The organism is Microvirga sp. P5_D2, assembly GCF_054049475.1.
The window spans coordinates 21679-48163 of record NZ_JBFUMH010000022.1; the positions used below are offsets into that span (position 1 = coordinate 21679).

The 26485-nt window shown below is 59.2% G+C and carries 23 protein-coding genes and 1 pseudogene; 9 read left to right on the forward strand and 15 right to left on the reverse strand.

Annotated elements, in window-relative coordinates; translation table 11 throughout:
- Positions 1 to 441: 441 nt before the first annotated feature.
- The 4 genes and pseudogenes from ACXJKO_RS09190 to ACXJKO_RS09205 form a co-directional block, all read right to left on the reverse strand.
- Positions 442 to 1014, reverse strand: a complete 573-nt coding sequence (locus ACXJKO_RS09190; RefSeq protein ID WP_457090778.1) for an NADPH-dependent FMN reductase — start codon at positions 1012 to 1014, stop codon at positions 442 to 444.
- 92 nt (positions 1015 to 1106) lie between these two features.
- Positions 1107 to 2183, reverse strand: a complete 1077-nt coding sequence (locus tag ACXJKO_RS09195) for an AI-2E family transporter (RefSeq protein WP_457090779.1) — start codon at positions 2181 to 2183, stop codon at positions 1107 to 1109.
- A gap of 141 nt (positions 2184 to 2324) precedes the next feature.
- A pseudogene (gene pstS / locus ACXJKO_RS09200) lies at positions 2325 to 3373 on the reverse strand (phosphate ABC transporter substrate-binding protein PstS).
- Positions 3374 to 3635: 262 nt separating this feature from the next.
- Positions 3636 to 3971 (reverse strand): hypothetical protein, encoded by a 336-nt coding sequence (locus ACXJKO_RS09205; protein WP_457090780.1) that lies wholly within the window; start codon positions 3969 to 3971, stop codon positions 3636 to 3638.
- Between ACXJKO_RS09205 and ACXJKO_RS09210 the strand changes: the two genes are divergently transcribed.
- Entirely contained in the window at positions 3954 to 4652 is a 699-nt protein-coding gene (locus ACXJKO_RS09210; RefSeq protein WP_457090781.1) for an IS6 family transposase, read from the forward strand. The genes ACXJKO_RS09205 and ACXJKO_RS09210 overlap by 18 nt on opposite strands.
- 83 nt (positions 4653 to 4735) lie before the next feature.
- Here the strand turns inward: ACXJKO_RS09210 and ACXJKO_RS09215 are convergent, their stop codons facing one another.
- The 7 genes from ACXJKO_RS09215 to ACXJKO_RS09245 all read right to left on the reverse strand — a co-directional run bounded on the left by ACXJKO_RS09215 (position 4736) and on the right by ACXJKO_RS09245 (position 12948).
- Positions 4736 to 5983: an MFS transporter gene (locus ACXJKO_RS09215; RefSeq protein WP_457090782.1), complete on the reverse strand. Its 1248-nt coding sequence runs from the start codon at positions 5981 to 5983 to the stop codon at positions 4736 to 4738.
- Between the two features lie 7 nt (positions 5984 to 5990).
- Entirely contained in the window at positions 5991 to 7097 is a 1107-nt protein-coding gene (locus ACXJKO_RS09220) for a mandelate racemase/muconate lactonizing enzyme family protein (RefSeq protein WP_457090783.1), read from the reverse strand.
- A 34-nt stretch (positions 7098 to 7131) separates the two neighbouring features.
- The gene (locus ACXJKO_RS09225) at positions 7132 to 8034 is read right to left on the reverse strand and encodes a carbohydrate ABC transporter permease (RefSeq protein WP_457090784.1); all 903 of its coding nucleotides are present in this window, start codon (positions 8032 to 8034) and stop codon (positions 7132 to 7134) included.
- Positions 8031 to 8927 carry a carbohydrate ABC transporter permease gene (locus ACXJKO_RS09230; protein WP_457090785.1) on the reverse strand — a complete coding sequence of 299 codons (897 nt, stop codon included), beginning with the start codon at positions 8925 to 8927 and terminating at the stop codon, positions 8031 to 8033. The genes ACXJKO_RS09225 and ACXJKO_RS09230 overlap by 4 nt, the downstream gene beginning before the upstream one ends.
- Entirely contained in the window at positions 8920 to 9978 is a 1059-nt protein-coding gene (locus ACXJKO_RS09235) for an ABC transporter ATP-binding protein (RefSeq protein ID WP_457090786.1), read from the reverse strand. The genes ACXJKO_RS09230 and ACXJKO_RS09235 overlap by 8 nt, the downstream gene beginning before the upstream one ends.
- Positions 9979 to 9987: 9 nt before the next feature.
- Positions 9988 to 11541 carry an argininosuccinate lyase gene (gene argH / locus ACXJKO_RS09240; RefSeq protein ID WP_457090787.1) on the reverse strand — a complete coding sequence of 518 codons (1554 nt, stop codon included), beginning with the start codon at positions 11539 to 11541 and terminating at the stop codon, positions 9988 to 9990.
- A 66-nt stretch (positions 11542 to 11607) separates the two neighbouring features.
- Positions 11608 to 12948, reverse strand: coding sequence for an ABC transporter substrate-binding protein (locus tag ACXJKO_RS09245; RefSeq protein WP_457090788.1), 1341 nt, complete (start codon positions 12946 to 12948; stop codon positions 11608 to 11610).
- Between the two features lie 150 nt (positions 12949 to 13098).
- Here ACXJKO_RS09245 and ACXJKO_RS09250 point away from each other — a divergent pair, with 150 nt between their 5' ends.
- Positions 13099 to 13998, forward strand: coding sequence for a LysR family transcriptional regulator (locus ACXJKO_RS09250; protein ID WP_457090789.1), 900 nt, complete (start codon positions 13099 to 13101; stop codon positions 13996 to 13998).
- A gap of 152 nt (positions 13999 to 14150) precedes the next feature.
- Here the strand turns inward: ACXJKO_RS09250 and ACXJKO_RS09255 are convergent, their stop codons facing one another.
- The 3 genes from ACXJKO_RS09255 to ACXJKO_RS09265 form a co-directional block, all read right to left on the reverse strand.
- Entirely contained in the window at positions 14151 to 14855 is a 705-nt protein-coding gene (locus ACXJKO_RS09255) for an IS6 family transposase (protein ID WP_457090790.1), read from the reverse strand.
- A 48-nt stretch (positions 14856 to 14903) separates the two neighbouring features.
- On the reverse strand, positions 14904 to 15944 hold the full coding sequence (locus ACXJKO_RS09260; protein WP_457090802.1) for an Ldh family oxidoreductase: 1041 nt from the start codon (positions 15942 to 15944) through the stop codon (positions 14904 to 14906).
- Positions 15945 to 16115: 171 nt separating this feature from the next.
- Positions 16116 to 16832, reverse strand: coding sequence for a GntR family transcriptional regulator (locus ACXJKO_RS09265; protein WP_457090791.1), 717 nt, complete (start codon positions 16830 to 16832; stop codon positions 16116 to 16118).
- A 552-nt stretch (positions 16833 to 17384) separates the two neighbouring features.
- Between ACXJKO_RS09265 and ACXJKO_RS09270 the strand changes: the two genes are divergently transcribed.
- The 6 genes from ACXJKO_RS09270 to ACXJKO_RS09295 all read left to right on the forward strand — a co-directional run bounded on the left by ACXJKO_RS09270 (position 17385) and on the right by ACXJKO_RS09295 (position 23986).
- Positions 17385 to 18185 carry a FadR/GntR family transcriptional regulator gene (locus tag ACXJKO_RS09270; protein WP_457090792.1) on the forward strand — a complete coding sequence of 267 codons (801 nt, stop codon included), beginning with the start codon at positions 17385 to 17387 and terminating at the stop codon, positions 18183 to 18185.
- Positions 18182 to 19174 carry a sialic acid TRAP transporter substrate-binding protein SiaP gene (locus ACXJKO_RS09275; RefSeq protein WP_457090793.1) on the forward strand — a complete coding sequence of 331 codons (993 nt, stop codon included), beginning with the start codon at positions 18182 to 18184 and terminating at the stop codon, positions 19172 to 19174. The genes ACXJKO_RS09270 and ACXJKO_RS09275 overlap by 4 nt, the downstream gene beginning before the upstream one ends.
- Before the next feature lie 104 nt (positions 19175 to 19278).
- Positions 19279 to 19851, forward strand: coding sequence for a TRAP transporter small permease (locus tag ACXJKO_RS09280; protein WP_457090794.1), 573 nt, complete (start codon positions 19279 to 19281; stop codon positions 19849 to 19851).
- Positions 19852 to 19895: 44 nt separating this feature from the next.
- Positions 19896 to 21302, forward strand: a complete 1407-nt coding sequence (locus ACXJKO_RS09285; RefSeq protein ID WP_457090795.1) for a TRAP transporter large permease — start codon at positions 19896 to 19898, stop codon at positions 21300 to 21302.
- A 13-nt stretch (positions 21303 to 21315) separates the two neighbouring features.
- Positions 21316 to 22365 (forward strand): L-idonate 5-dehydrogenase, encoded by a 1050-nt coding sequence (locus tag ACXJKO_RS09290; RefSeq protein ID WP_457090796.1) that lies wholly within the window; start codon positions 21316 to 21318, stop codon positions 22363 to 22365.
- A 91-nt stretch (positions 22366 to 22456) separates the two neighbouring features.
- Positions 22457 to 23986, forward strand: coding sequence for a UxaA family hydrolase (locus tag ACXJKO_RS09295; protein WP_457090803.1), 1530 nt, complete (start codon positions 22457 to 22459; stop codon positions 23984 to 23986).
- A 499-nt stretch (positions 23987 to 24485) separates the two neighbouring features.
- Here ACXJKO_RS09295 and ACXJKO_RS09300 read toward each other — a convergent pair whose 3' ends face one another.
- Positions 24486 to 25496, reverse strand: a complete 1011-nt coding sequence (locus tag ACXJKO_RS09300; RefSeq protein WP_457090797.1) for a zinc-binding alcohol dehydrogenase family protein — start codon at positions 25494 to 25496, stop codon at positions 24486 to 24488.
- Between the two features lie 408 nt (positions 25497 to 25904).
- Between ACXJKO_RS09300 and ACXJKO_RS09305 the strand changes: the two genes are divergently transcribed.
- The coding region (locus ACXJKO_RS09305) for an IS110 family transposase (RefSeq protein WP_457090798.1) at positions 25905 to 26485 on the forward strand (581 nt) is incomplete at its 3' end.

Below are 26485 nucleotides of genomic sequence, written 5' to 3' on the forward strand. Positions count from 1 at the left end.
ACGTCCCTTGCATCGAGGGGGGCAGCGCAAGAACCAGGCCTAATGCCACGTCGGCATTCTCAAAGCAAAGGCAGCGACCGTGAAGACAAGGTCAATGCCGACAAGCTCGGACCACGTGCATCCGGCGCCCAGCCATCGAGCGGTGATCGCGGCGGTGGCCGTTTCAGGCCTTGCCCGACAGGCGGTCCATGACCGGGCGTTGGCGAGCAGGCCATTGGGTTCCCCGGCCATCGTCATGTCAGGACCTTGCTGGCAGCCAGGTTGATGCAGCCCATCCCGAACAGGAAGATCGGGAACCATCGCGGGCATGGCGTGGGATGATCGTCGGGGCCGCCGAAACCCTGTCCCGAAACCTGGGCTTCTTCAGGCAATCCAAACGGGGAGCATGACCGTCGCGGGCTTCCATCGATCGTTCGCGACCGAGGCCGACTCCCGAAGGTGTCAGGCATCCCGCGGCAGGGCGGTGTAGACCCGCACGATGAACTGGTGGAACTCCGCCATGTAGTTCCTCAGGAACCCGGCCGTGGACTCGTCCGTGACCTCGCCCTCATCGGTGATCAGGCCTGGCTTGAACTGGATGTAGGCCTCCGGCGCATTCATCTGCGGCGAGTTGCAGAAGCCGAGCACGCTGCGCAGGTGCTGCTGCCCCACGGCGGTGCCGATCGCGCCGGGCGAGGTACCGATCACCGCCGAGGGCTTGCGCGTGAACGAGTTCTTCCCGTAGGGCCGGCTGGCCCAGTCGATGGCGTTCTTCAGCCCGCCGGGGATCGAGCGGTTGTACTCGGGCGTGACGAACAGCACTGCATCCACCGACGCGATGGCGTCCTTAAACGCTTTCGCCACGGGCGGGTAATCCGCATCGTAGTCGTAGCTGTAGAGCGGCAGGTCCTTGATCGGGATCTCGGTGAACTCAAGGTGATCCGGAGCCAGACGGATCAGCGCCGTGGCGAGCTTGCGGTTGATCGACTCCTTGGCGAGGCTGCCGATCATATAGCCGACCTTGAACGTAGTCATCGCGCTCTCCTATGAACGGGTTAGGGCCTTTTGCAGTCATCGCGCGGATGAAGGACATCGCACGATCCCGGCGGATTGTTCCGCCAGGCACCTCATCGGCGGCTGGGCGAAGCCCCCTTCGTGGCACTTTCGGCTCCGGACGCCTCTTCAGTCCGCAGCCTGACGCGGAAAAAGTCGAAGATCACGCGGAGCGTGGCCAGCGTCGGCACGGCCAGGAGGACACCTGTGATCCCCAACAGCGATCCGCCGACCAGGACGCCCAGGAAGACGAGGATCGATGGAACCTTGATGGTGTGCGCCTGGATGCGGGGCGTCAGCACATTGCCCTCCAATTGCTGGATGGCCAGGAAGAGAATTCCCGTCAGCACGGCCGCGGTCGGCGAGATGGAGAACGCCACCAGCAGCGCGGGAATGGCCCCAATCCAGGCACCAAGGTAGGGAATGACTGCCGTGATCGACACCCAGGCACCCAGCGCCAGTGCATAGGGCACTCCGATCAGGAACAGCGCCGCCGCGGACAGCCCGCCCTGGATGGCCAGCACCAGCGCGAGTCCCCCAAGGTAGCGCGAGAGGGCGTGGCCGAGTGCTTCCCAGAACTCCAGGGCATCGTGGCGGTAGCGGCCCGGCACGCTGGTCAGGTAGGCCGCCTTGAACGAGCGCACGTTGGCGAGCAGCGACGCGGCGATGAAGATCACCGCAAACAGGGTCAGCGCCCAACTGAAGGTGCCGACGAGGATTCCGAGCGTGCGGCCGAGCACGTTGTCGGCGATCACGCCGAGGCTGTCCCTGATGTCCGTGATCAGGCGCCCCGCGACCGCCTGCGGCGTGTCGGGCAGAAGGTCGCGGGCATGCAGCGCCCGGAGCGCCCGCACCAGGTACTGCTCCAGGTTCTGCACCAGATCGGGCAGGGCGGTCACGAGGCCACTGGCCTGGGACACGATCAGGGGCAGGAGGATGTAGGCCAGCAATAGGAACACGGCGAGCAGGATCAGGAACGAGAACAGGATGGCCAGGCCGCGCGGAACCACCTGCGCGAACAGGTGGACCGGGAAGGACAGCACCAGGGCCACCGCGAAGCCGGCAAGGGCGACGGCCGGCACGATCGGCACCGCCCACAGGATCAGCACCAGCAGGGCGGCCAGTCCGAACAGGATGAGCCGCCATGTCATGGTGGAGATCCGGATCGGCGTCGGCTTGCGGGGGCCGTGTCTCCGCACAACCCGGCGCGAGGGCAACCGAATGGGTTCAGGAGGCGTGGTTCTCAATTCCATCTCGCCCTCGCCAGAGAGTGTCATTCCCGGGAAACGGCATCAGGACGGCTTCTTGAGCACGGGCTGGCCCGACTTGTCCTTGATCTCGTTCTGCCACGTGGCGCGGACAAGGTCCTTCACCGGGTTGGGCAGCGGGACGTAATCAAGCTCGACCGCCATCGGGTCACCCTTGCTGAAGGCCCATTCGAAGAACCTCAGCGCCTCCACCACCTGCTCAGCCTTCTCCGGGGCCTTGTGGACCAGGATGAAGGTCGGCGACGTGATCGGCCAAGTCTCGTCTCCGGGCTGGTTGGTCAGCGAGATGCCGAAGCCAGCCGCCGGCTCCCAGTCGGCCCCGGCCGCCGCAGCCTGGAACGACTTGGCCTCGGGCACGACGAACTTTCCGGCCTCGTTCTGAAGCTGGGCAACCGCGAGCCGGGTCTGCTTGGCGTAGGCATATTCCACGTAGCCAAGAGAATTCGACACCTGCTTGACGAGCGCGGCGACACCCTCATTGCCCTTGCCGCCCTGGCCGATCGGCCATTGCACCGAAGCGCCCGCACCAGGGCCGCCCTTCCACACCTCGGAGACCTGGGACAGGTAAGTGGTGAACACGTCGGTCGTGCCGGAGCCATCGGAGCGGTAGATCGGGGTGATCGCCGCGTCGGGCAACGTCACCCCCTGGTTGATTTGGACGATCCTGGCATCGTTCCACCGGGTGATCCTGGCATTGAAGATGTCGGCGAGAATCTCGCCTGTCAGCTTCAGTTGACCCGCCGGAATACCCTCGATGTTGTAGACCGGAACGATACCGCCGATGACGACCGGGAACTGGACGAGGCCGTCCTTCCGCAGGTCCTCGCCCGTCAAGGGCGCGTCCGTGGCTCCGAAGTCCACCGTCTTCGTCCGGATCTGGCGGACGCCGCCGCTCGAGCCGATGGGCTGGTAGTTGATCCTGATCTGGGTCTCTCCGTAGTAGGCCTCCGCCCAACGGGCATAGAGCGGAACGGGAAGGTCGCGCCCGCACCCGTGATCGTGGCCGGACGATCCGAGCACGCGGCCATCGCGAGGACAAGCCCAGCCGCAACGGCGTGGGACAAACGGTGCATGAGACCCTCCCATGGTCCACATGAGTGTCACCGACCACGAGCAGGAAACGGACGAAGGTCGGTCCTTGAAACCATGAACGCGGGAAATCGGGAAAAGCTACAACACCGGGGGATGGACTCTCGTCGGGACGGTCAACGACGCGACGCCTCCGATGCTTCTGTCTCGCCATGGGAGTTCGACTGCCCCGATGCCACCTGACCCCGAGGCACAGCAGGTCAAGGGGTGATGGACACGATGACGGCTGCATCGTGGGATCGTGGACTATGCAAGAGGCCGCGCCGGAACCGCCTTTGCCGCAGCCTCCATCCGATCGAAGAGGCGGGCGGCCAGGTCGGGTTTCAGGTCGGGTATCCGCGTGAGGCTCGCGAGGACCACGCCGAGCGAGGCCAACAGGAGCAAGGCGCTGTCCTGGTTGTCGGGAAAGGCGCTTCGGCGCAGCAGGTCTGTCATCAGGGTTTGCAGCTCCTGGAACGGATCCTGTTGCTCGCGCGCCAACAGCAACGGGGCAAAGCGGTACTGTCGCAAACCCATCGGTAACTGAGTTCGGCCAATGTCTCCGGCAAGCTCTGGAGGTGTGTCATGTTCAAAGGCCGTCACTTCGATCGCTCTGTGATCCTGCTGTGCGTGAGGTGGTATCTCGCTTATGGCCTAAGCCTCCGAAACTTAGAGGAGATGATGGCCGAGCGCGGCATCTCCGTCGACCACGCGACGGTCGGCCGATGGGTAATCCGTTACTCACCTGAGCTTCTCGAGCGATTTAATCAGTGCAAACGACCCGTCAGCCGGGAATGGCATATGGATGAGACACACATCAAAGTTCAAGGTCAGTGGCGGTATCTGTATCGCGCGATCGACAGCCATGGCGACACGGTTGAGTTCTGGTTCAGCGAGCGGCGCAATCTGACTGCTGCCAAGCGCTTCCTGCGCAAAGCGCTCAAGCGACATGGCCGGCCTGAGCGGATCGTCATCGATGGCAGCCAGACCAACCGCGAGGCGATCCTCTCCTGCGATACGACAGACCAGCTGCAGGACCGGTCACGACGGAGGCTCAAGCCGATCCGCATCCGGCAAAGCGCCTACCTCAATAATCGGATTGAGCAGGATCATCGTGCCATCAAGCGGCGGGTGCGACCGATGATGTGCTTCAAGTCGATGAATAGCGCCCGTGCCGTGCTTGCCGGCATCGAAATGGTTCACATGATGCGAAAGGGACAGGCGAATTACGCCTGCGCTCAGCAACTGTCGCTCGCTGAGCAGTTCGAGAGGCTCGCCACGTAACGGGGTACGAACCTCGCTCAAATCTATGTGTCTATTGCCAGAAATTGCGACACAGCCTCTTCGGAACAGTGGAGGCGTGATGTCTATGAGAAGGACACAGAACTCCGCGTTGCGCCGGCAATGCCGAATGCAATCAAATATCCCACAACGTGCCCAAGGGAAACAACTGCGAGCAGGATGATCACTAATCCATATTGGCCCGTTACATCGTAGGCATAGCCGGCGAGGAGTGGGCCTGCGGCCATCCCGATGCCCGAGGCCATGCGGCAGATGCCAAGGACACTCGCGAGGCTAGCAAGGGTTGTGATGAGCCGAGCGCCGATTGCGAGAACGACCTGCTGCCCGCCGAAAGCAATCCCAACCGCTAGCGGGAAGATAAGCAACGCGCTTGGGACAGCCAGCGTGGTGCCGACAGCGAGAGACGTGAAGGTTACGATAATCCCACCAGCTGCGATCATCATCACCTTCCACGGGCCCCACAAGTCACAGAGATAGCCTGACCAGAGACGCCAGACGAACAGGACCAATCCCGCGACGGCAACGACCCACACGGCAAGGCTTTCACCGACGCTGTAGCGGTCGAGAAGAGCGATCTGCTGGGTGATGAGTCCCTGATAAGCCGCGGAGCCGCAGAAATAGGCAGCCGCGAGCGCCAGAAGGGGAAGAAGGGGTGTTTTGATCGAAGGCCCGGCGCTCTGCTGCGGTTGTATCCGCCGAACCGGATCTAGGGCAAGGAGATGGAGTGCGCCTCCAATGAGAGCCACCGAGCTGCCGAGAATGAGATAGGCCGCACGCCATCCGAACTCCACGATAATCCAATGGATGATGGGAAGTCCCAAGAACGTGGCGAAGCTCGATCCCGCGTCGGCGATGGCCATCGCGGTTGCTGGGCGCTCTCGGAAGCGGCCCGCTAGAACCGCGAAGACGGCATAGGAACTCGTACAATGGCTCCCAATGCCGCCGATCACGCCAAAGACGAGCCAGTATGCGTCAGGCGTTCTGACCAGCGTCACGCCACATAGAGCAAGCCCCAGGACCAACGACGCCGCTGCAAGCAAGCGGCGGCTATCCCAGCGTCCAAGGGCATAGCCAAAAGCCGGTGCGGTCAGGGCATTCGTCAAAGCAAAGATACTGAAAGCACCAGAGATCTCGGCTCTCGACCAGTGAAACTCTGCTTCGATAGCAACGAGGAAGAGGCTAAACGACGTCCAGATGAGCCCGGAAATCGCCATCAGGCCAAAGGCTGAAGCCAACCGGGTGCGCTTGGCCAAGCGCACCCGACGGCTGCGGGCTTTCAGGCCCGATGCGATGGGGTGGTCGAGCGCCGTCACATCGCGCTCAATGAACCTGGTAGCGATGGACCATGTCCCAGTTCAGCTCGAGCCCGAAGCCAGGACCCTGAGGCACCTGGATGATCCCGTTCTTCGGATTGGGGCGGTTGGTGATCATCTCGGCCCAGATCGGATCGCGTGCCGGTTCGAAGCATTCCACGCAGACGCCATTCGGAATCGCGGCGATCATGTGCATAGCGATCTGCGGTTCCTCGTGGTGCCCGACACCGATATCGTGCAGGGCGCACAAGGCCGCGGCCCGCCGCCATTCGGTGATGCCTCCGGCTTCCGAGGCGTCGAAGTTCACGATGTCCACAGCGCCCTCGGCAACGAGGCGGCGGACGCCGGCACTCGTGGCCTCGCTCTGGCCAGCATCGATTGGGATCGAGGTGGCGCGGCGGACCTGCGCCATCATCCGCGCATCGTCGTACCAGTGGCATGGCTCCTCAAACCAGGCGATGTTGTATTTCTCGATCAGGCGCGCAAAGCGAACCGCCTCGGAAACCGGCCATCCGCGATTGGCATCAACCGCAATCAAGAAATCATCGCCGGCGCCTTTCCGAGCGGCTTCGACCCGTTCCGCATCCTTCTCGGCTGACAATCCACCGACCTTGACCTTGCAGCCGGCAAGGCCCGCATTCTTCAGGCGCTCCATCTCCTTGCCGAGATCGGATAGGGTCTTGCCCTCCTCATAGTAGCCGCCGATGCAAATGATCGGCAGTTCCTGCCGGTAGCCGCCAAGCAGGCGGCACACATTTACGCCGGCGGCCTTGCCCATGAGGTCCCAGATCGCGCTGTCGATGCAGGCGACGGCCTCCATCACGAGCTTACGATCGCGGTTCCACTCCGCCTGCTTGAAGAGCCGCTGCCAGATACGCTCAACGGCAAAAATCTCCTCTCCGACAACGAGCGGGACAAGCTCCTTTTCGATGATCTCGACCACTTCGCGCATGTGGTCCCGATTGTCGCCGTTATAGACCTCACTGATTAGGCCTGTGTCAGTCTCCATGCGGGTGATGATGGTGCACCTTTTACTTACATTGTATCGGCTGCCGCCGAAGTTCTTCGAGAGGGGGATTTCGACGGCCATCACCGTCACGTTCTTGATCTTCATGACAACCTCGGGATCATCGTGTTGCGATTGAAACTTATTCACCTTTCGCGCCGCCTTCGGAGAGCCCGACGACGAGCTTGCGCTGAACAAGCAGGTAGAAGAGAACGACGGGGATCGTGACGAGCACGGCACCCGCCAGAAGCATGCCCCAGGAATAGATGTTGTCCTGACCGATCCAGGTGGCGAGGCCGAGCGGCAGCGTCTTGTTGCGCTCGGAAGACGTGAAGACGAGCGCGAACAGGAACTCGTTCCAAGCATGATTGAAGCTGAAGACGCCCACTGAGATAACGCCTGGAAGAGCCAGGGGTACGGTGACGCGATACATGGCCTGCAGGCGCGTGCATCCGTCGATCATCGCGCTCTCTTCAAGGCTGACGGGGATCGCGTTGAAGTAGGAGCGCATGAACCAGAGCGCGAGGGGCAAGGTGAAGGCAGTATTCGCGATGATCAGTGCGAAGAGCGTATCCGCCAGGCCGAGCTTGACCACATAGATGTACAGGGGAAGGACGAGGAGCACCTCCGGCAGCATGTAGCAGATCAACGCTGCATTGGAGAACGCTGCGATCCCGAAGAACTTGAAACGACTGAGGCTGTAGGCGCCCAACCCTCCGATCAGGAGCGAGAGAAAAGTGGCGCCGCCCGCGACGACAAGGCTGTTGGCGAAGTAGATAGGAAAGTTCGTCTGGACGAACAAGTCCCTGTAGTTCTGAAGGGTCCATTCGGTCGGCAGGAAGGTCGGCGGGGTGGCATAGAGCTCTCCTCCGAGCTTGAAGGAACACAACACCATCCAGAGCAGCGGGAAGCCGACCACGGATACCGCTGTGAAAACCAGAAGGTAGAGCATGATGCGAGAGGCGAGATGGTGCACATCCGCCATCTCGTAATTGCGGCGGGGACGCTCTGAGGTGGAGGCGACAGACAGGGTTGCGGACGTCATTGGCGGGCCTCCGCGCGATTGATCAGTATGAAGTAGAGGGCCAGCAGAACCCCTAGGATGCCGAAGGTGAGGATCGCCACCGCAGCGGCACGTCCGAACTCGAAATCGGAAAAAGCCTTGAGATAAACGAGAATAGGCAGCGTCGTCGTCGCGTCGAGGGGGCCACCACCAGTCATCAGGTAGATGATCTCGAACTTGTGGAAGGTCCAGATGGTCCGTAGAAGTGCGGTCAGCAGGAAGACCGGCATCACGTAGGGCAGGGTGATGCGCCAGAACTGCTGGAAGACACTCGCTCCATCGATGCGCGCTGCCTCATACTGCTCCTGTGGGATCGCCTGAAGAATTCCGAGGAGGGCAATGACGGCGAAGGGGAAGAACTTCCAAACGCCCACCAAGATCACGGACGTCATTGCCAAGGACTGGCTGTTGAGCCATAGCAGCGGCTTGTCGATCACTCCGATGGAGATGAGCCCCGCATTGATGATACCGACGATGTCGTGGAACATGTAGCGCCAGGTAAGCACAGCCACGACGGTGGGAACGAGGTAGGGTGCCAGGATCACAGCCCGCGCGACGCCCCGAAAGGCAAAGGTCTTATTGAGAAGAAGCGCCAGACCGAGACCCAGAACCATCTCGATCGACACACTGCCGAAAACCCAGATGAAGGTGTTCCACAATGCGGTGTAAAACGCTTCGCTCGTCAGGGCCCAAGCAAAATTCTCGAAGCCGACATAGGGCCCCGACATATCACCCATGCCGACATCCTGCGTGGCCGTGACGAACACCGTAATCGTTGGCACAACGGCAAGAAGCAATAGGAGCAATGCGCTTGGCGCGAGGGTCACATAAGCGAGCGTTCGGTCGCCGGCGAGGGCAGCGCGTCTCTCAAACATGAGCTACCCTCCGTTCGCTGAACGAACCGGTGATGGGCAGCGCCTTGCCGCTTGCGGTATCGAACCGCCGCAGGTCGCTGGTTGCGACCGCGAAGGGCGCTTCAGAGCCGACAACTGGCGCGTATGCCACGCTCGAGGGAATCCGGGCGATCACGGGCGTTTCGGGCAGATTGCCGGATACATGGCCGTAGAGCAGCCGATCGCCTCCAAGATACTCGATCCGATGCATGCGGAAGGCGATCCGGGTGATCTCGCTCCCTGACGCAAAGTTACTCTCTGGCAGGAAGTTTTCCGGACGGAAGCCCAGGACGATGTCTCCCTGTGAGACGAGGTTCATCGGGGGAGAACCCATGAAGGTGGCAACGAAAGTATCCGCGGGGTGGAGATAAATCTCCTCTGGCGTGCCAATCTGCCGGACCGTGCCGGACTGCATCACAACGATGCGGTCACCAAGGCCCATGGCCTCAACTTGATCGTGGGTGACATAAACCGAGGTGACGCCGACGCGATCCTGGAACTGGCGCAGCTCCTCGCGAGCCGAATGGCGCAGCTTCGCGTCGAGGTTCGACAGCGGCTCGTCCAGAAGGAAGACGTCGGGATCACGGACCAACGATCGCGCCAGAGCGGTGCGTTGCCGTTCGCCGCCCGACATCTGGCGGGGCTTGCGTTTCAGGAGCTTGTTGAGCCCCACCAGACTGGCCGCCCACTGAACCTTCTCATCCACCACCTTGGAATTTGTGCCACGAACCCGCAAGGGAAAGGCGATATTCTCGTAGACGGTGAGGTGCGGATAGAGCGCGTAGTTCTGGAACACCATCGCAATATTGCGATCCTTCGGCTGGAGGCGTGTCGCAACGCGGTCGCCGATGACGATGTCGCCATAGGTGGGCAACTCGAGACCGGCAATCATGCGAAGGAGCGTGCTCTTCCCGCATCCCGAAGGTCCGAGCAGGACCAGAAACTCACCATCGTTCACGGTGAGGCTGACGTCGGATACAGCGGTATGATCCGTAAAGACCTTGCTGACCTGTCGGATTTCAAGGCGCGCCATAGGACTATCTCACAATACGGATTGAGCGGGCAGGCCCGCTTCGGCAATCAGTTGCCGGGCCTGGGCTTCAAGTTGCGTGTCGGCATCCGCGATCCGGTGGAGGATCTGCTCCGTCTCGCCGGCGTCATGCTCAAGACCTGTCTTCCTGCGAGCCAGCATGTCAGCCATCCGCTCGGGGGCAGGGCCTCCCGTGACAGTGCGAGTCTTGAGGTTCTCTGCCGGGTCGAGAGCCGTGCGGACTTTACTCTCGGGAATACCAAGGGTGTGTCCGAAGAGAGCCTGTGACGCAGCATCGAGATCCGCCGTGGTGATGTCCGTCGCGATGCGCCCGGCCTCGATCGTCTCACGAACGACGCGGCCGACCACGTTGTGAGCCATGCGGAAGGACAATCCTGTTTCGCGGACGATGATGTCCGCGAGTTCAGTCGCCGTCCCGAAACCGACTTCGGCCGAGTGGCGCATCACTTCGGGCCGCACTTTCAACGTGGACAGGGTTCCTTCGAAGACCAGAAGCGAACGGATGACCCGTTCGATTGCCTCAAGGGCAGGGGCGTTGGGGGCTGATACGCCGTCATTGACATCCGCCAGGGCGGTATTCTTGCTGCAGGCCAGCACCGTGTTGAGAGCCCCGACGGCCATAGCGGCCACCGCCTTCACATGCTCGAGCGCCTGCGGGTTCTTCTTCTGCGGCATGATGCTGCTGACGCTGGAGTAAGCGTCATCGAGCTCGATGAAGCCATATTCCATAGTATTCCAGCTCTGCAGATCGGTGGCGACACGGGAGACGCCGGTCATCAGGATCGCCAGGGCCGCCACGGCCTCATGAACGTCGTCACGGATGGCAACGCCATCATAGCCGACTTCGACAAGGCCGGAGAATCCGAGCAGTCGGCTCGTCATCTCCCGATCAATGGGGAAGCCTGTGGTAGAGAGCGCGCCCGATCCGAGCGGGCTTCGGTCGCAGCAGGAAAGCGCACTGGCGAGCCTTCGGAAGTCGCGTTCGACGAGGTCAGCGGCGGAAAGCAGGTAGTAGCCGAAAGAGATGGGCTGCGCGTGCTGCGTGTGCGTATAGCCCGGCATCACTGTGTCGATGTGCATCTCGGCGAGGTCGAGAAGGGTGCGTCGCAGGCGCAAGACAGTCTTCAGCAGATCTAAAAGGCGGGCTCTCAGGGCCAGCCGCCAGGAGGTGGTGTGCATATCGTTGCGGCTCCGGCCGGTATGCAGGCGCCCGCCCGTGGCAGGTCCAAGGCGCTCCACAAGGAAGCGCTCGATGTAGGAATAGAGATCCTCCTGCTCGTAATCGATGGTGAGCGCCGACACGCCGGACTGGCGCAGTTCCAGCAGTGTTGCGAGGATCTGCGCGATTTCCGAGCGATCAACGATCTTGCGCTCTGCCAGCATGAGCGCGTGAGCCACATGGATCTTCATCTCGGGGTCGAACTGGAACCGGATCCCGGCCGCAACTGCGGGGGCATAATAGGAATCGATCATGGTCTGCGCGGGCGGGGACTTGACGCGTTCGCGCAGAGACACGACCGCCGGAGCCGCCTGATCTTGGGTCATGAAAAATTCTCCGAGGAAATGGGGTCCGCGTCATGCGACGCGGATGCTGGAATTGTGGCGCGACGGCTACTTCTTGAGCTCGTCGACGATGCGCTTCATTCGCTCCTGGCCCCATGCCGMGGCCTTGGCGGGGTCTTCTCCCTGGATGACCACGCGTTGGACGACCTCGGCGGGAACGCCGCGGGCGACGATCGAGCCGATATAGGGATTGACCACGCCGGAGCGGATCACCTTGCCGTCCTTGAAGACTGCGCCAGCCTCGGATTCGAAGTCGAGCGAGTTGGATGTATCGAACGCAAGGCGGCCGATGTCTTCCCGCCCATTCAGGACCTCGGCGGCCCCCGCCTTGATCACCTTCTCCTGCACGCCTTTCAGTGGCGGGATAAGGTGGGGATATGCGGTAAGCGAGAACTTCTCAAGGCGTTCGCCCGTCACGATGTACTTCAGGAATTTACGGGCGGCGTCCACATTCTTGGAGCCGACCGAAGGTGCCGCGAGGGCGAAGCTGTTGGCGTTAACGAACTTGACCGCTACCCCGCTCGGGCCCACTGGCATGGGCTTGGCGCTCGTCTGCTTGAAGAGATCTGGCGTATTCGCCGCCGCGTTGGCGGCCAGACGGGGAGCGTAAATGTCGAGGCCGATCTTTCCCGTCAGATAGACATTGATCATGTCCCCGTAGGAATAGGAGCTGATGCCTGATGGCGAGTAGGCGGCCATTTCCTTGAGAAATGTGAGCGCTTTCACAGTTCCTGGATTGTCGAAGGTGACGTTGAGGTTCTTGTCGAAGTAAGTGCCGCCAGCATTCCAGATCATCGCCGAGAGATAAATGCTCGTCATCCGGTTCTTGCCGGCTGGAAAGATGAAGCCGAAGTTGCCGCCGTCGGTGAGGGCCTTCGCAGCGGTCTTGAGTTCATCCCAGTTCTTTGGTGTCTCGAGGCCCTTCGCTTTCAGCAGGTCGTCCCGCTGCCACAGCACACCGTAATTGCCGAGGGTGTAGGGAATATCGTAGGTCTTGCCCTCGACAGGAACGAGGGATCCCGGAACATAATCCTCTGTGCCGATCTCGGCGATGACGTCGTCGAGGGGTACGAGATATCCCTTGCGGGCGAATTCGAATCTCTCCTCAGGAAGGAGTTTGAACACTTCCGGCATTGTCTTCGTATTGATGGAGGYCAGCACCTTTTGAAGGCGCCCATCCGTGCTGACGGCTTCCATTTCGATTTTGATGTCCGGGTTGGCCGCCTCGAATTCCTTGATGGCCTTGTTGTAGAACTCGATGCTCGGTGGATCAGTCTCGTTATGTAGAAACCGGACTGTCTTGGTCTGAGCCAGTGCTGATGTCGAGACGAGGGCAAGTAACAGTGAGCTAGTAATGCCTGCGGCAACTCGCGCTTGATGGCGTCGCATAGATTTCCTCCTAATGTTATTTTGTCCCCTTCAACTCAATCCTCTGGATATGCTGAAGGCATTATTATTGAAGAATATGCTAGCAGCTGTTTGTGATCCGTCCAGTACATGATACCAATATCAGGTATCCGAAATCTGGATGGCCCTGTAGTGAACCTGGAGCATCTGCGAACCTTCGCCCGCGCTGCCGAATTAGGCAGTTTCACCAAGGCTGCCGTGTCTCTCGGTCTGGCACAGCCGACGGTCAGCCGGATCATCAGCGAGCTGGAGGCGGAATGGGATGGTCCGCTGTTCTACCGAACGGGACGCGGCGTGGCGCTGTCGGAGCTTGGACAAGAAGCCCTGGTGAGAGCTCAATCTCTGTTACGGGATGTGGATCAGATCTCCGAGGATCTACGTGCCTTCAGCCGCTTCCCAAGCGGAAACGTCTCGATCGGGCTGCCACCGTCACTCATCGGGGCGGTCATTCCCGCACTGCTCAATCAGCTCCGCTGTGAACTACCGGGCATTCACCTGCGGATCTACGAGGGATTCAGCGAGCAGATCGAGCGCTGGCTCTCGGAGGGCATCGTGGATGTCGGCACCTACAGCAAATATAAGGAGGGTATCATCAAAGACGACACTCTGATGCTGAACTCGCGGCTCGTCCTAGCCGGAGTCGCGAGCCGATGCGACCTGCCGGCTGAGATCGACTTCGAGCGGCTTGCCGATTATCCTCTCGTGCTGCCGGCGCTCACCAATGGGCTCAGAATGTCTGTCGATGCCGTCGCCCGGCGTACGAAGGTCGAACTTACCGTCGTTGCTGAAGCGGATTCAATCCTTGCTCAGAAAGAAATGACGCTGAACTGCGGCTGCTACATGATCAAGGCACCACACACGATCGCCGACGAAAGGCGCAAAGGAGTGTTTGCGAGCAGCGTGATCCGCAATCCTTATATCAGTCGTCACGTGGTTCTCGTCACTGGTCAGCAGAAGCCGCTCAGTCGTGCGGCTCGTGAGGTGGCCGCACGCGTCATGTCGATTCTGCGAGGACTTTCGAACGAGGCTTAGCAGTCGAGTAGGCGTTGTCATGTCTGGCGGCGCACATTTGGCAATGTGATTGTTGATGAGGCTTGGCGCAGTGGGCGCAAACTATCCAGACTTTAGGTAGGTACTGTCAACTTGACGCCAAGGAAACAACATTGCCGCGAGACTTATCCCGTTTAGCCTACGAGCGTGGCACCAGTAGCATTACGCCAAGCGGCAAAGGCGCGATCACGAGCAGCGCGGTACTCATTGGCGGAGAGGCAATGGCGGCGGAGTTGGAAGTGGTTGTGGATCGGAGTGTGAGTGGCGAGGAACTGTTGCGCCTGCCCGGCTGATTTGAAACGCCTCATATGACGCTCGCGCCTTCGGGTGGGTTGGTGCGAGACCTCACAGCGGTTGTTCAGATACCGGCTCTGCCGATGTTCAACACCCGGCAGGACCTCGCGTTTCGCGGCACCATAAGATCCGAGTTTGTCGGTCACGATCACCCTGGGCACGTAGCACAAACCCTTCAGCAGCTTGCGAAAGAAGCGCTTGGCCGCTTTCGTGTTCCGTCGGCTCTGGACCAGCACATCGAGTACATTCCCGTGCTGATCAACGGCCCGCCAGAGGTAGTGCAGTTTGCCTCGGATGCGCACGAACACTTCATCGAAAAACCACTTGTCTCCGGGTTTGGGCCGGCGCCGCTTGAGCGTGTTGGCGTAGGTTCGTCCGAAGCGCAGGCTCCATTCACGGATGGTCTCATACCTGACCACAGCACCCCGCGCCGCGAGGATCAACTCGACCTCTCGAAGGCTGAGGCAGTGATACAACCAGACTGCTTGGTTAATAATCTCGGCCGGAAAGCGGAAGCCGCGATAAGAAATGGACCTCGTACTCATACGGAAGGTCCTGCCATACGCCCGGGACTCCGCCAGCCTGACAATACCTTATGAGACCAATCCCAAGAATTGCGCCGTCTCCCGATCCACTGGGACGCCGCTGAGCTGCCGCTCGACCTCGACCGCCCATTCTCGATCGCCCGGCGCCATGATGGTCTGCCCCTCACGGGCGGCAGTCGTCCGCAGTGCGGCGAGATAGCGGCTGATGGCTTCATCATAGAGGGTCCGCCCCACGAACCGAGCAGGATCGATCGCGAGGCAAAAATGCCCCATCCGGCGAGGTGTTTCAAAATCATGCGTCTCAGCCATCCGGATCATCTCATGATCTAGGGTGCTGCCGGTCAATATTGCCGAAAACAGGGTTACCATTCCCGCCAAGGCAGCTCCCTTGAACCCGAAATCAATCCCTCCGAGTGGCATCAGCATCTCGACAAGGGCAGGATCTTGGGTGGGTTGGCCTGATTGATCGGCTGCGACACCCTCGGGCAGAGCCCTGCCCAAGGTCTTGTAGAGGAGCACGCGATTGAAGGGGATTGACGATGTCGCCATGTCCAAAAGCCAAGGCTTTTGGTCTGGAACGGGTGCTCCGATAGCGATGGGGTTTGTGCCATGGAATCGCTCAGCTCCGCCGTGAAGGCCAACGATCGAGTCCGTGTTCGACATCGAGACTGCGATGAAGCCAGCCTCAGCTCCGGCAAGCGCATAGGCACCGGCCGCGCCAAAATGGGACGAGTTGATCACCCCGACTGCACCAACGCCGGCTTCTTTCGCCAAGCTGCAGGCCAGCTCCATTGCTGCATAACCGGCGGCATGACCAAGGCCATTGTCTGCGTCGAGAACGGCAGAGCCTAAGGCCGTGCGGCGGATCTGCATCTTTGGCGTTGGATTGACACGTCCGCTTCGTAGCACACGGGCATAATGTATTGCAAGCCGGACCCCATGACTGTCGATCCCAAGGCGCGACGCGTGCAGCATGGCACGAGTAGCTGCACCGGCTGAAGCCTCGTCGGCACCGGCGCTCCGGAGTCCAGCGAAAGTTTGGGTTTCAAGCTGGCCCAGTGGAGCAACAATAAGGTCTGTCACATCAATCTCTTTCGATTTAGCGCGTTCGGGTTTCTGCCGGATTACGACGCGCAGTTGACCTTGGCATCAGCGAAGAGGTTAACTCCGCCGCAAGCAGAAAGTATCCTGACCCGTCACATGTGAGGCGCCGTCGAATGCCAGGTAAACGAAAGCAGCCGCAGCAAAGGTGCTGCTCCCTTATTCCGGCGTGAAGATCTCACGGTTCTGACCCGACACAAGCTCCAACTCCTCCATAACAGCTTCCAAATGGGTCTTCATGGCGCGTCGTGCTGCCTCGGCATCACGAGCCTCAAGGGCATGGAGCACCTCGCGATGTTCAATAAGGGTCGCCATATGCCGCCGCGGCGAAGAAAGAAAGCGGCGAGCTCGATCAATGTTAGCACGTGATACCTCAATGAGCGCTGCAATCCGCGGAAGCTCCAGGGCCTCTACCAGAGTGTTATGAAAGGCTAAGTCAAGGTTATGAAATCCCGATGGATCCTTTCGCGCAACAGCTTGCTCCTGGGCTTCCAGATTACTCCGAAGTACGCCCAACGCAGAAGGTGATAGTCGGTGAGCGGCTGTCGCAGCCACCAACTCCTCCAAAGCTTGGCGGATTAGCATGAACTCCCTGATCACACGCAGATGTATTCGAGTTACTCGGGTGCCGCGTTGTGGCAGGACCTCAACGAGGCCCTCTACGGCTAAGCGCGCGAGCGCCTCCGAAACGGGAAACATCGAAACCCCGAGTCTGGCGCAGACGGCTCTTTTGTCTATCAATTCGCCCGGGACGAGATCCAAGGAAATGATAGAAGTTCGCAGCGACTGTTCTACCTGCTCTAAAGTACTTCGGCGGGGACGATGCTCGAGACGAGAAAGGAACGTATATTTGCTATTCTCGTCGGGGGCTTGCATGATGCGACAGTTTTAACAGTTACATACCTCAGACGCATAGTCGGATTAGGACGGCAATGCTCACAACCTACTCCTGAACGTTCAGCAAACAGGGCAGAGTGTCTATGTGGTTTGTCACTGATAAGCTGTCCTAAGGATCAGATAAACGTTTTACGCCGACCAGGCCTAATCCCTTCTCGCATAAGGGCCAAGTATCCGGAATGAAACTTACATACTTCACTGTAGGTGAGGGGCGCAGAATTTAGGCTCCTCAATCAGCCGGAAGTCTAAGGTGGATCGTTGCAGCTTCCTTTGTGTTCTGAAGCTCGTTGCTTCCGCTGCTTCCCAGTAGCCTCTCTCCCTTGCGGACAAATCGAGAGAGGGCAATTTGTGATGAACCTAGTTGCCTGAAGTCGATCGTTCAGGCGCCTTACCAAGGCCCCACGCTGAACTAATCTCACTTGACACACTACAGATATTGTTATCTTTTTTAAGAAAATTGGCCAGACCAATCCAGAAAAGGCGGCCGCGAATAACCGGCTTGGGGTGGGAAATGATCGCAGGAGGGAGGCCTTGTCATTCAAGGTCGATGAGTCACGGCGGCTTTACCAACAAATTGCCAAGCACTTACGCGATCTGATTGATAGCGGTGAGTACCCGATTGGCGGACGGCTGCCTTCTGAGCGCGAGCTTGCCGACCGCCTACAGGTCTCTCGCACAAGTGTGCGGGAAGCGCTCATAGCCCTTGAAGTCGAAGGTCTTATTCGTATCAATGTCGGTTCCGGAATCTACGTTCTGGGGCCGTCAGCATTGAAGTCGACAATACCTTTTAGCGAAACTTCGATCGAAGGCCCATTCGAAATTCTGCATGCGCGTGAGATCCTAGAGCCCTCCGTGGCAGCGGAAGCAGCTATTATCGCAGATCCCGAACACGTCAGCACCCTTGATCGAATTCTTGCCCAGATGGAGAAATCTCGCGGCAATGATAAGTGGATCTCGCTTGATCGCGAATTCCACGTAGCAATCGCAGCATCTCTTTCGAATGGAATGTTAGCCCGCTTCATTGGGCGGCTCTTTGATCAACGCATGAATCCCTACTTCCGGCGCTTGGCAAGTTATTTCGAAGATGCAAGCACCTGGAGCCAAGCTCTCGCTGAGCACAGGTTCATTCGCGATGCCATTGCAGCCGGTGATCCTGAAGTAGCACGGCAGGCGATGAGACAACACTTGAAGCTCTCTCAAGAGCGATTTTCAAGAAGTTTCGGTGAAATTGCAGTGCTATCCCACCGATCGGGCAAGGTCACGCCCGTACTTCGCAGTCGAGCGGAAAGCCCGCGCGAGCTGCAAACGAGAACCAGCAGGAGGAAAGTATGACGACAGTGAAGTGGTCAGCGGTTGTAGCGGCTGTACTTGGGCTCGCGATTACGGGAGGGGCAGCGCAGGCCCAAACGAAGCTGAAATGGGCTCACGTGTACGAGCCTAACGAGCCATTCCACACGCAGTCTGTGTGGGCCGCTGGCGAACTCGCTAAGCGTACCAACGGGCGCTACACGATCGACGTCTATCCTTCCTCGCAGCTTGGCAAGGAAACCGACATCAATCAGGGCCTGTCCCTTGGTTCTGTCGACATGATCATTTCAGGGTCCAGCTTTGCCGCACGAAGCTATCCGCCCATCGGTGTCACGTATTACCCATACGTTTTCCGAGATGCGAACCATCTCCTGGCTTACACCAAAAGCGACGTATTCAAGGAACTTGCCAAGGGCTACACGGACAAGACCGGACACCAGATCCTTGCGGTGACCTATTATGGCGCGCGCCATACATCGTCGAACAAGCCCATTAAGACATGTGCTGACATGAAAGGATTGAAGATCCGCGTTCCGGACGTGCCAGCCTATCTGGCGATGCCCCGCGCGTGTGGTGCCAACACTGCTCCGATCGCATTCGCAGAAGTGTATCTTGCGCTTCAGAATGGGACTGTCGAGGCTCAGGAAAACCCTCTGACTACGATTGAGGCCAAGAAGTTCTACGAGGTGCAGAAGCACATCGCCCTGACAGGGCATATTGTCGACCATCTCAATACGGTGGTATCTGCCAATCTGTGGAAGAAGCTTTCTGACGAGGACAAGAAGATCTTCTCGGAGGTCGCCCAGGAAGCAGCAGCCCGCGCCACTGCTGAAATTCAGGCCAAGGAGAAAGAACTCGTCGGCTTCTTTAAGGATAAGGGACTAACCGTGTCTGAGGTCGACAAGGAGGACTTCAAGCAGAACGTCTTGAAGAACGTCACGTTCGAGTCCCTTGGATACCGCAAGTCGGACTACGATAAAATCCAGGCAATCAAGAGCGAGCCTGCGTTGTAAGGCTCGTGTTCGCCCTGCCAGGGGACTTGGTACCCCTTGGCAGGATCCCGAACGAAAAACGTCGATTATCTCAATTGTGCAACGATAACTCTGGAGTGAACAGGATGAAGCCCGAGGTTCATACTGAGATCACGGCTGAGGAACTGGCCCACGCTTTCGAGGAGCCCGCACTTKAGGTCGATCTCAAGCAGTATGGTATTGAGGACTGGGCGACACTGGCGATCTTCTGGCTGATGGCTTTCGCGGTCTTTCTGCAGTTCTTCACGCGGTACGTGCTCAATGACTCCTTCGCGTGGACCGAGGAGATTGCAACCTACTGCCTAGTAGCAGTGGTGTTTCTTGGGGCTGCGATGTGCGTTCGCTTGGGTCGCCATATCCACGTTGACTTGCTCTTCCGCTACCTACCAGCAAGGATGGCAAGGGCCTTGGCAACGATGATCGATGCCATACGCACGCTTTTCTTCGCCTATGGAGCCTACCTGGTGTGGAACTTCATGGCAATTGTCGAAGGCGAGACAATGACCACGATCATGCTGCCGAAGAACTGGGTTTATGGCTGTGTCTTCGTCGGGTTCATCTTAATGTTTCTCCGATCAGTTCAGGTATCGATTGATAACTGGCGCCGCGGTTACTCTATTCTGGAGAGACCAGAAGCATTTGACGCAGCCCCGATCTAACAACTTCGATAATCCTTTGTCCTAAGATTTGATCGGAACTCGCCATGCTCATCCTGATAGGTTCGTTTCTCGCTTTGATGCTCCTTGGCCTTCCGGTGGCTTTAGCGATGGCCGTCTCGTCCCTTATTTATATCCTTGCCACGGGAATCGCGCCTGACGTCGTACTAGCTCAACGCATGATCGCGGGCGTGGAGAGCTTTCCGCTGCTCGCCGTGCCGTTCTTCATTCTTGCGGGCAACCTGATGAATACTGCTGGCGTCACGGGGCGGATCTACAGCTTCGCGGTCGCATTGGTCGGCTGGATGAAAGGTGGGTTAGGTCAAGTCAACATCATTGGCTCAGTAATCTTTTCCGGAATGTCGGGAACTGCGATCGCTGACGCCGCTGGCCTTGGCACAATCGAAATCAAGGCGATGAAGGACCACGGCTACTCGACTGAGTTTGCTGTCGGCGTGACCGCCGCTTCCGCGACACTTGGGCCGATCATACCGCCGTCCTTGCCATTCGTAATCTACGGCATGATGGCTAACGTTTCTATTGGGGCGCTTTTCCTTGGAGGGGTAATCCCCGGCGTCGTCATGACACTCATGATGATGGCAACGGTGGCATATTTCGCCCATAAGAACGGTTGGGGCAGTGACAGTCCATTCTCTTGGCGCCAACTCGGGGATGCGACGGTCGAAGTCATCGTTGTCATGATGTTCCCGGTTGCTGTCTGGGCCATGGTCCAGTTCGGCCTGTCGACCAACGTTTCAATCGGCATTGCGCTCGCGGTCCTCCTTGCACTCGACTGGTACTTCGATTTCTCGGCCGTTATGGCCCTTATGGCGCCTGTGATCCTGATCGGCGGCATGACCCTCGGATTGTTCACACCAACTGAGGCTGCCGTTGCCGCAGTGCTGTGGTCACTCTTCCTCGGTCTCGTGCGCTACCGCTCGATGACCTTGAAGACGTTGGCCAAAGCAACCTTTGACACCATTGAGACCACAGCCTCGGTGCTGTTCATCGTGACAGCCGCATCAATCTTTGCGTGGCTTCTCACTGTAAGTCAGGCCGCCCAGATCCTATCGGACGCGATCCTCGGTATCACGCAGAACAAATGGGTATTCCTGCTGCTGGCCAACTTGTTGATGCTGTTTGTTGGTTGTTTTATCGACACGATCGCGGCCATTACCATCCTTGTACCGATACTTCTTCCGATCGTACTCAAGCTCGGCATTGATCCCATTCACTTTGGCTTGATCATCACCCTTAATCTTATGATCGGTCTTCTTCATCCGCCCCTCGGGATGGTCCTGTTCGTACTAGCTCGCGTGGCGAAACTCTCGGTTGAACGTACGACCGTGGCAATTCTGCCTTGGCTAATTCCACTAATGCTTGCGCTTGTCGCGATCACCTACATTCCTGAGTTGACTCTCTGGCTGCCGCGAACGATGGGGGTGGCAAAGTGACTGAGGTGGCAAAGTGACTGAGACTGTTCTTTCCGCAACGCTCTTTGGAGCCGAAGATCTTCGCTTAGTGGAAGTTCCGCTTGGTCCTTTGGCTCCAAGCATGGTCCGGGTGCGCTTCGGCGCAGGTGGGATCTGCGGGTCAGACATACATTACTACCGACATGGTCGAACCGGGGATTTCGTTGTGAAATCCCCCTTAACCCTTGGTCACGAGATCGCCGGCGAAATCGTGGACATCGCCGCAGACGGCGGGGATCTCGAAATTGGCGACCGCGTCGCAGTCAACCCATCACGGTGGTGCGGTCACTGCGCAAGATGCCAGGAAGGCCGTCCGAACCTATGCGAGAACATCTATTTCATGGGATCTGCATCAAAGACGCCGCACATGCAGGGAGGCTTTGCCACATATTTTGACGCCATCCCAGCCCAGTGTATCAAAGTTTCGGACAGTACACCAATGGCCGCTGCCGCGTTGGCAGAGCCCCTTGCTGTGTGTCTTCACGCGATCAGTCGGGCCGGCCAGGTGGAAGGGCGGAAAGCAATTGTGTTTGGCGCGGGTCCTATCGGACTTCTGACCTTTCTGGCGGCTCGATTGGCCGGAGTATCAGAGGTCGCGGTGGTCGATGTAGCCGCCGCTCCGCTTGCCTTTGCGCAGCGTCTAGGCGCTGATCATACAGTTGATATCTCTGGGGGCGAGGGCGCTCTGAAAGAGCTTGCTAAAGCCAAGTCTTTTGACTTGGCCTTTGAGGTTTCTGGAACGGTCGCCGGTTTATCTTCTGCGATATCCAACGTACGTCGCGGTGGTACTGTCGTCCAAGTCGGCAATCTGCCTGGTGGCCAGATCTCGGTCCCTGCCAACGCTGTGATGGCTAAGGAAATAGACCTCAAGGGCTCGTTCCGTTTTGGCGAGGAATTCGAGCAAGCTGTCCGTCTGATTGATGACAGGAGGGTTGATGTCCTTTCCATCGTCACCTCCGAGTGTCCGCTTTCCAAAGCTACAGAAGGTTTCCGCGCGGCTCTAGATCGATCGCAGAGCGTTAAAGTCGTCCTGACAGCTTCTTAAGCCGGATTGCCTAATGTAAGAAATGGCTGATTGCCGTCATTGTGCAACCGAGATGCTCTTCGTGAGCGGTGAGGAAGTATCTTCTATGACTATGCATGCTGCCACGCCCCCGGTGATTTGCCTTCACCCCCACGATCACGTGGCCATAGCGCGCGCGACACTGTTGCCGGGCACGTCGGTTGCAGATGGTATCGCGGCCTATGAGCGTATTCCGGCCGGGCACAAAGTTGCTGTGCGCCCAATCGCGGCGGGTGAGGCGGTGCGGCGTTACAACCAGATCATTGGCTTCGCCACCGCCCCAATCGCCCCGGGCCAGCACGTGCATGTTCATAACCTTGGCATGGGTGAGTTCACGAAGGACTATGCCTATGGCCAAGATACGACGCCGACAGAGTATGTCGACACCCCGGCCACCTTCGAGGGCATCCGCCGCCCGGATGGGCGTGTCGCGACCCGCAACTACATCGGCATTCTAACCTCAGTAAACTGCAGCGCGCATGCAGCCAACTTGGTGGCCGATGCCTTCAAGCGCCACCCTTTTACCGGCCTTGATCCTCTCGCCGAATTCCCGAATGTTGATGGCGTGGTTGCGTTAACGCACAAGACGGGCTGCGGCATGCCAGAGGGCGAGCCCCTTCAGCTCCTGCGCCGCACGCTCGCTGGCTATGCCCGCCATCCGAACTTTTCCCACATCGTGGTGCTCGGCCTTGGCTGTGAGGTGAACCAGATCAGCGGGATGTTAAAGGAGCATAAGCTCACCGACCGGATCCGCAACATGGATATCCAGAGCATGGGCGGTACCCGCAAGACCGTTGAGGCGGGCATAGCCTTCGTGAGAGAGGTCTTGGCCGAGTCGAACAGGGTGCAGCGCCAGACGGTGCCTGCGAGTGAGCTGAAGGTGGCGCTGCAATGCGGCGGCTCGGATGGCTATTCCGGCGTTTCCGCGAACCCGGCCCTCGGGATCGCCAGCGACCTTGTCGTGCGCCACGGTGGCACGGTGATCCTGTCCGAAACAACCGAGACATATGGTGCCGAGCACATCTTCACCCGTCGGGCGGTCAGTCGCGAGGTCGGCGAGAAACTGGTTGAGCTGATGCGCTGGTGGGAAGAATACACACACAAGCACGGAGCGGAGATCAATGCCAACCCATCACCTGGCAACAAAGCCGGTGGGCTGACCACAATCCTGGAAAAGTCGCTCGGCGCCATGGCCAAGGCTGGCAGCACCAACCTTGTCGACGTAATTAACTATGCCGAACCTGTGACAGAACGCGGCTTTGTGTTCATGGATACCCCGGGCTTTGACCCCGTCTCGGCCACGGGTCAGGTCGCCGGCGGAGCCAACGTGATCTGTTTCACCACTGGACGCGGCAGCGTGTTCGGGTGCAAACCATCGCCATCGATCAAGATTGCGACCAATACGCCTCTTTACCGACGCATGGAAGACGACATGGACGTGAACTGCGGCACGATCGTTGATGGTGAGGAGACCGTGCAGGAAGCTGGACGGCGTATCTTTGACCTGATCCTACGAGTTGCCTCTGGCGAGCGCACGAAAAGTGAGCTGTATGATTTCGGCTCCGCCGAGTTCGCACCGTGGCCGCTTGGCGTGACCGTGTAATCATTGGGCACTGTGCCCAATGAAAGGAGGGCAATGTGGCGGATCGCACACAAGATCAGGCTAGTGTGGATCTAGGCTCAGCGGCGCAGGCTCGCAGACTAGCCGAACAGGGCCTGCATGAACAAGCAATCGGCCATAATGAGGAGGCTGACCGTTTGCTCATCCAAGCCCAGGAGATTGATCCTGAAGCTGTCGCCGAAGTACTGCGTGAGCACGATGCTGCACGAGCACCCGATGCGAGGCTGCAGTCGACGGCGGATCAAGATGTGGAGCGCGTTCTCCCGCGTATCAAGCCTGGACCAGAGTAGTCCAGCGAATGATCCGAAGAGCAGATAGAACCTCGTCCTTGTACGTTCCCTGATGTGAACCTGCCGATTTTGGTACGTTGGTCGATCGATCTTGGCTGAGCCTTGGCAAAACTGTGCGAGAGCCTCACGGCGAATGGCCTCTCCCGATGCGGCATCCACTGAGACTGGTCAGGTTCGAGATCCCGATCCGGCTACAGCTCGACGAGCGCCTTGATCACCCCCGCCTCGGGCGTCGACCATGCCGGAATACGGTTAGGAGCCTCGTCAAGGCCAGTGCGGTGGCTGGCAAGCGCTGCGACCGGCACCCTGCCGTCCCGCATGGTGTTGAGAACCGTCTCAAAATCATGCCGTGTGGCATTGCGGCTGCCAAGCAGCGATGTCTCGCGCTTGTGGAATTCCGGGTCGTTGAACGTGATGTCGGCCCGCACGATCGATAGGAGCACATAGGTGCCGCCATGGCCAACGTAGGAAAAGCCCTTCATCATCGCTTTGGGGTTTCCGGTTGCATCAAGAACGACGTCGAAGAAATCGCCGTCAGTGGCGGTCTTGAGACGCTCATCGATGTCGGCTGACACCTCGAAGGCATGATCGACTCCGATCTTGTCCTTGCAAAAGGCAAGTCGCTGGGTGTTCATGTCGAGGACGGACACCTCGGCGCCTCGAGCCTTCGCGAAGATCGCAGCCGCTATTCCAATCGGCCCGGCCCCGACCACGGCAACGCGGCTCATCGGTCCTGTGCCAGAGCGCTGCACGCCGTGAGCACCAATCGCTAGGAACTCGACCATCGCCGCCTCGTCCAGCCCCAGACCGGTCGCCGGTACGACATTGCGCTCCGGCACCGCAAGATATTCGCAGGCCCCGCCGTCACGATGCACGCCCAGTACTTGCAGGTTCTGACAGCAGTTCGTCTTGCCCTGCTGGCAGACACGGCACGTACCGCAGTAGAGATAAGGTTCGACACAGACAATGTCGCCGACCTTCAATGAGCTGCCGATTGGCGTCTCGGCGATCTCGCCTGCAAGCTCATGGCCAATCACCCGTGGGTATTCGAGATAAGGCTGATTGCCATGATAGATATGATAGTCGGTCCCGCAGATCCCAACCCGCCGGATGCGCACCAGGACCTCGCCTGAGCTTGGCTTCGGGAGATCGCGTTGGATGATGCTCAGCTTGCCGGGCTCATCACATCGCAGCGCTCTCATCATCCTCTCCAAATTGCTGGAACTGCTCGCGTAAAGTAAGCTTAGTGCGTTGTGGCGAAAGCTCCAAGCTGGTGCTGCGGGAGATTGCCAGAGGGCCCATTTTGCTGGGCGCTTAGCTTCCAGTTGCCACTGAGACCCAAGGCTCTCGAAGACTTGCGCTCTACAAAGGGCTTATCGGAAATTCCAGCTGGAGACCGGGAATGTCGCGTATTGGCAGATACTGTTGAAAAAGTCTGCAACTGCCGCTTTTCGCATGATTGGCATACAGGATATTGGGGCTCGTCCGGCCCGCTGGCCCTAGTAATAGACCGCTAACGCAGCGCCCGGGAGTTTTTCAACATTGGGTAATGGGGCGGCTCTCCCTGGATGCCGATAACATCGGCTGGCCACGTGCACAGGAGAGCAGCCATGGACTACTATGCTGGTTTAGACGTCTCGATGAACGAGCCCCACATCTGTGTGGTCGAGCGGGACGGAGGTGTCGCTCTGGAGGCAAAAGCCTCCAGCACCCCAGAGGCCATTGCCGCCGTGCTGGAGACGGCGCCCGCCTGCGCGAAGATCGTGCTCGAGACCGGTCGTATGGCGCCCATGCTTTTCCATGGCCTTGCCGCCCTCGGGCTGCCGGTGATCTGCATCGAGAGCCGGCAGGCCTACCAGGCGCTCAAGTCGCTCGCCACCCACAAGACCGACCGCAACGATGCCCGCGGGCTGGCGCATCTGGCCCGCACCGGCTTCTTCAAGCCCGTGCATGTCAAGTCGCTGCCGGCCCATGCGGTGCGCGCTCTGATCATCGCCCGCAAGAAGCTGGTCGGGCAGCGCGTCACCCTGGAGAACCAGATCCGCGGTCTGGCGGTGGTGTTCGGGATCCGGCTGCCCCGCGGGCTCAGTCCGCGCTTTGGCGACGAGGTCCTACGAGCCAGCCAGGGGATCGCAGGCCTGTCCGGTGCCATGCAGGGCCTGCTCGCCGCCCGCAAGGCCGTTCTGGAAGC

Bases quoted from the DNA above. Each gene is read 5' to 3' on its own strand.
- ACXJKO_RS09190 (WP_457090778.1), bottom strand. From the start codon at position 1,014: ATGACTACGTTCAAGGTCGGCTATATGATCGGCAGCCTCGCCAAGGAG.
- ACXJKO_RS09195 (WP_457090779.1), bottom strand. From the start codon at position 2,183: ATGACATGGCGGCTCATCCTGTTCGGACTGGCCGCCCTGCTGGTGCTG.
- ACXJKO_RS09210 (WP_457090781.1), top strand. From the start codon at position 3,954: ATGTTCAAAGGCCGTCACTTCGATCGCTCTGTGATCCTGCTGTGCGTG.
- ACXJKO_RS09220 (WP_457090783.1), bottom strand. From the start codon at position 7,097: ATGAAGATCAAGAACGTGACGGTGATGGCCGTCGAAATCCCCCTCTCG.
- ACXJKO_RS09225 (WP_457090784.1), bottom strand. From the start codon at position 8,034: ATGACGTCCGCAACCCTGTCTGTCGCCTCCACCTCAGAGCGTCCCCGC.
- ACXJKO_RS09230 (WP_457090785.1), bottom strand. From the start codon at position 8,927: ATGTTTGAGAGACGCGCTGCCCTCGCCGGCGACCGAACGCTCGCTTAT.
- ACXJKO_RS09235 (WP_457090786.1), bottom strand. From the start codon at position 9,978: ATGGCGCGCCTTGAAATCCGACAGGTCAGCAAGGTCTTTACGGATCAT.
- argH (WP_457090787.1), bottom strand. From the start codon at position 11,541: ATGACCCAAGATCAGGCGGCTCCGGCGGTCGTGTCTCTGCGCGAACGC.
- ACXJKO_RS09255 (WP_457090790.1), bottom strand. From the start codon at position 14,855: ATGAGTACGAGGTCCATTTCTTATCGCGGCTTCCGCTTTCCGGCCGAG.
- ACXJKO_RS09265 (WP_457090791.1), bottom strand. From the start codon at position 16,832: ATGCAAGCCCCCGACGAGAATAGCAAATATACGTTCCTTTCTCGTCTC.
- ACXJKO_RS09275 (WP_457090793.1), top strand. From the start codon at position 18,182: ATGACGACAGTGAAGTGGTCAGCGGTTGTAGCGGCTGTACTTGGGCTC.
- ACXJKO_RS09285 (WP_457090795.1), top strand. From the start codon at position 19,896: ATGCTCATCCTGATAGGTTCGTTTCTCGCTTTGATGCTCCTTGGCCTT.
- ACXJKO_RS09295 (WP_457090803.1), top strand. From the start codon at position 22,457: ATGCATGCTGCCACGCCCCCGGTGATTTGCCTTCACCCCCACGATCAC.
- ACXJKO_RS09300 (WP_457090797.1), bottom strand. From the start codon at position 25,496: ATGAGAGCGCTGCGATGTGATGAGCCCGGCAAGCTGAGCATCATCCAA.